Raw genomic sequence first — 4852 nt, forward strand, 5'->3', positions numbered from 1 at the left:
ATTATACCCGTGAATTATAGATTACTCCTATATCGATATAATCGCACCCCTGAGGCACAACCAGTATTATTCGCTGGAGACACTCAACGAGGGGCTTTGGGAGGAGATGGGCAAATTCAACGACCGCCCGTTCAAGGAACACCCTGAGTGGACAAGGACCAGCCTGTTCCTGCAGGAGGAGGCCGAGATCCTGAGGGCCCTGCCCGACTCCCCTTACGAAGTCAGGCAGATTACAAAGGCCCAAGTGCGGAAGAACAGCCATGTGAAATGCAAAATAGATGGCTATTACTACAGTGTGCCCTTCCATTATATGCATCAGCAGGTGTTTATCAAGCTGGGACGTAGGGATGTGCAGATATACGAGGCGGACGGGGACCGGATCGGGCCCTTCATCTTCACGCACCCCAGGGGGACGCATCCCTTTGACTTCTATGTCACCGAGAAATCCCATCTGCCTTCCTATATAGTGGACTATGTGAACCGCGATGAAAGCCAGCTTCTTTACAAAGCAGGGATAGCCGGCCCGAACACCTATGAGGTCATAAAGCGCTTTTTTGACCATGCGGAGAGCCAGCAAGAGGCCCCTGAAAAATATTATGAGACCTGTGCCGGCGTAGTCCATCTGTCAGACAGGAAGAGAAATGGACGCAGGGTCGGGGAAAAGTTTCTCGAGGAAGCCTGCAGCCAGCTGTGCACACAGTTCCCCTCCCACGCCGTGCTGATCCGCTATACCCGTATAAAGCAGAAGGTTGACGAGCTTTGCGAAAGGCAGGAGAAAAAAGCCCGGGCCGAAGACCTCCACCAGTTGCTGTTCGATCCAGGCCCCTTTCTGGATGCCGGGCTTGATCTTGGCTTCGGGGGGGACGACGATGAACACTAACACCTCCTATATGACAAGGGAAGAGCAGAGAAGGGAAAGGGATTCCCTCATTCTTGCAGGGCTTACCGTTCTCAGGCTTCCTGGAATGGCTGAATACTATCGCGAGAAGTTTGTGGACAACCCCGATCCTCCCGAGGACAAGAGCCCAGAGGAGTTCATAGAAGAGATGGTAGGAACCCAGCTCGCATTGAGAACCAGCAACCGTACGATGAAGTACGCAAAGGATGCAGACTTCTGGTTTTTTGATGCAAACCTGGAGAACCTGGCAAAAAGAAACGCCTCCCTGACGAAAAGCCAGGTGGGATACCTCTCCAAATGCTCTTATATCGACAACCATGGGGTTGTCATCATCACGGGACCTGCAAAAAGTGGCATCACCTATCTGGGATGTGCCATCGGCACTTCATGCTGCAACCTGAAATACAGGACGCAATATGTCCGTTACACGTCTCTGATCCAAAATCTGGCAGAAGCAAATAAGGATGGGACCCTAAGCGATTTGCTGAACTCTTATCGAAGAACGCAGTGCCTTATCATTGATGATTGGCTGAACGACCCCATTTCGACAAAGGAAACCCTCCTGATGAAAGAAATCCTTGATTACCGCGAGAAGTTTGGGGGGACCGTGTTGATTTCTCATAGCCCGGTAAGTGAATGGAAAAAGAATCTATCTGCAAGCAAGGAAGTATTGGCTTCTTTGCTTCAGACCATGACCATCGGAGCAACTGAAATCAGTCATTTCTAAAGTATCAGGGAGAGGAGAGATTTATACCTTTCCTCTTCCATTCTGTAGTTTTAGTAGGAAACACTTCTGCTGTTTTCATAGGATTTGCCTATGTAGTTTTGCAGGTGCAATCAATGGATGCGCTATGTTCAGGAACTGGATTGCATCTGTTCCCATGTTCCTAAAATATCATTTGCCATGAATACCAATAATAGAGGAGGATAAGGTCGGCGTGGCATGCCCCTATGCGCATATATATGCGTATAGGGGTTTTTGGTTCTTGGGTACAGAACTGGGAACAGATTGATGGGGTGCCCCGGCTCTCCTGCAACCAATCGTTAATTTATAGGGAAATAACAGTTTATTGCCTTGATCTGAGTAGCTGGATGATTGACAACCTGTACATCGTCGTGTACTTTTTAAAAAAGTCTTTTTGCACTGCATTACATTCCTGTTTTTCAGGATGTGAGATCAACAGTACAAACTGAGCAGGCGATGCCCGGAAGCGGGCGTGGGGCCGGGCCGTTTAACAACGGCAGCAAATTGCTAGCAAGCACATTTGTGGGACAGTTGTATGTTCCATGGGTGTGCCATTTTTTTGCCTTATGGAACAGGCGACCTCAAATGGAGTGTCAAAAGAGAAATCACAACACCGCATTGCCAATGGCAATGTGAAATGGGGGATTCTTTTATGACAACCTACCGACCAAACATGACAGGGCTAACCTCTGTCGAAGCAAAACGATTACAGGAACAGTACGGTAAGAACGAGCTGACGCAGCAGAAAAAGGAAAGCTTTTTCAGAAAAGTGTTTCATATCATCTGTGAGCCGATGTTCTTGCTGCTCATTGTCGCTGCGATTATTTATTTTCTGCTTGGAGAACCACGAGACGGCGCTATCATGCTCATTTTCGTCGTCGGCATCATCAGTATTGATGTAATCCAAGAATGGAAAACCGATAAAACCCTGAACGCATTAAAGGATTTGTCTGCTCCCCATTGCACCGTTATCCGTGACGGCAAGGAACAACGGATTGCCAGCGTTGATTTGGTGCCGGGTGATCTCCTGATGATTCACGAGGGAGTCAAGATCCCTGCAGATGGTGTAGTCCTACGTTGCGCAGATTTATGCGTGGATGAATCTTCCCTTACTGGGGAGGCAGAAGGCGTTTGGAAAACTCCTACGGAAAGCACTGAGCCGACAAAGGATTATTGGCGCAAGGATTATTGTTATGCGGGCACTCTCGTTACCCAGGGCAACGCCGTTGTACAGGTGGATACGATAGGTGCACAGACCGAATACGGGAAAATCGGCCTTGGAGTGATTGCTGCTCCCAATGAGGACACTCCGTTGCAAAAGCAGACAGGCAAGCTTGTAAAGACCTGCGCAATTATTGCGGGAGTGCTCTTTGCTCTGGTAGCGGTGTTCACATGGTTCAACATTCCCGATCATGCATTTGTGGATCGTCTGATTGAAAGTATCCTTTCCGGCGTTACGCTGGCCATGGCCATGATACCGGAAGAATTTCCGGTCATTCTTACCGTATTCCTTTCCATGGGTGCCTGGCGGTTGGCTAAGAAAAACTCTCTGGTACGCAAGCTGCCCAGTGTGGAAACACTTGGAGCGGTCTCCGTTCTCTGCGTAGATAAAACCGGCACCATCACAATGAACCAAATGACCGTACAGAATGTCTGGACGACAAGTGGTAGTACAGAGCACGATTTGGTGGAGACCATGGGCCTAGGCTGTGAAACTGATGCGTATGATCCTATGGAAAAAGCCATGCTCCGCTACTGCGAGGAACACGGCATTACCAAAGAAAGCCTCTTCTCCAACGAATTTGTCAGTGAGTATGCTTTTACGAATGAGTTGAAGATGATGGGTCATGTCTGGCGCAAAGACGGGCATCTGATTATTGCAGCCAAGGGCAGCCCTGAACGTATATTGACCATCTGTGAGTTGGCAGCAGAGGAACGGCTTGCTATTGAATCACAGATCAAAACGTTATCCTCCCAGGGACTGCGGGTCATTGCCGTTGCAACAGCCAAGCCTGAAAACGAATCAGCTATTCCTGCCGCCATTACTGACTGCCGTCTGACTCTGCTGGGTCTGGTGGGGCTTGCCGACCCTCCCCGTGAGAGTGTCAAAGAGGATATCGCTGTTTGCAACCGAGCAGGTATTCGTGTGGTCATGATCACCGGCGACAACGGGATCACTGCCTCCGCCATTGCCAGAAAAATTGGCATACCAGGTAGCGATAACATTATCACAGGCGAAGAGCTTGAAGCTATGAGCGAAGAAGAACTACAAGAAGCAGTGAAGACTGTTTCCATCTTCTCTCGCGTCATTCCTGAACATAAAATGCGCATTGTAAAAGCATTCAAGGAGAACGGCGAGATTGTAGCCATGACAGGCGACGGCGTCAACGACGCTCCAGCACTCAAATACGCTGACATCGGCATTGCCATGGGCAAGCGCGGCAGCGAGGTCTCGCGCGAAGCTTCCGATCTTATTCTTATGGATGACAACTTTACCACCATAGTGGAGACTATCCGCGACGGGAGGCGTATCTATGACAACATCCGTAAGGCGGTTGGCTATGTGTTCACCATTCATATCCCCATTGCAGCGGCCTCCCTGTTGGCTCCGCTTCTGGGGATAAGTCCCACTGCACTGATGCTCTTACCGTTGCATGTGGTGTTGCTGGAGGTCTTGATTGACCCGACCTGCTCCATTGTTTTGGAGCGACAGCCTGCGGAGGAAGATGTGATGGATCGTGCACCCCGTGACCCAAAGGAGAAGTTACTCACCGGCAGATTGCTGGGCAAGAGTGTACTGCAAGGCATATTTGTGTTTGCCGCATCCTTTGGCGCGTATTTTGTCACCCTTGCAGGTAACTCTGCCAATGCATCAGAAGCTCGCGCGATGGGTCTTGCCGTAATCATGTTGGCAAATCTGTTCTTGGTACAGGTCAACAGCTCCAATCATGACTTTGCTTACCATTCGGCGAAACAGCTCGTCAAGGATCGTGTTATGTGGGCCGTGAATTTTGGAACGCTGGCGTTGTTGGCCATAATTCTCTACACTCCCTTTTCCGCCTATCTTAAGCTTGCCCCACTGAGTGGAATGCAGGTACTTACAGCACTCGGTCTTGCTGCAGCATCGGTGCTTTGGTATGAGCTTGTGAAACTGATAAGAAGGCTTAAAAGCATGCGAAGGAAATATCTCAACAGTATCAAGTTCCGAA

Annotated in this window: 3 protein-coding genes and 1 riboswitch; all 3 genes read left to right on the top strand. The window is 49.5% G+C overall.

The genetic code is table 11. The features are described 5' to 3' along the window. The first annotated feature begins 106 nt into the window (after window positions 1-106). A complete protein-coding gene (locus tag B3K89_RS09930; RefSeq protein ID WP_345907351.1) occupies window positions 107-880 on the top strand; it encodes a Mu transposase domain-containing protein in 774 nt (257 codons plus the stop codon). Further along, window positions 870-1625, top strand: a complete 756-nt coding sequence (locus tag B3K89_RS09935) for an ATP-binding protein (protein ID WP_345907352.1) — start codon at window positions 870-872, stop codon at window positions 1623-1625. Before B3K89_RS09930 ends, B3K89_RS09935 begins: the two co-directional genes overlap by 11 nt. 453 nt (window positions 1626-2078) lie before the next feature. Continuing rightward, a riboswitch (NiCo riboswitch) is annotated at window positions 2079-2176 on the top strand. A 140-nt stretch (window positions 2177-2316) separates the two neighbouring features. Then, a partial coding sequence (locus tag B3K89_RS09940; RefSeq protein WP_345907353.1) for a cation-translocating P-type ATPase occupies window positions 2317-4852 on the top strand: 2536 nt, incomplete at its 3' end.

Origin of the sequence: Sphaerochaeta sp. UBA5849 (assembly GCA_002432715.1) — a bacterium.
Lineage (GTDB): Bacteria > Spirochaetota > Spirochaetia > Sphaerochaetales > Sphaerochaetaceae > Sphaerochaeta.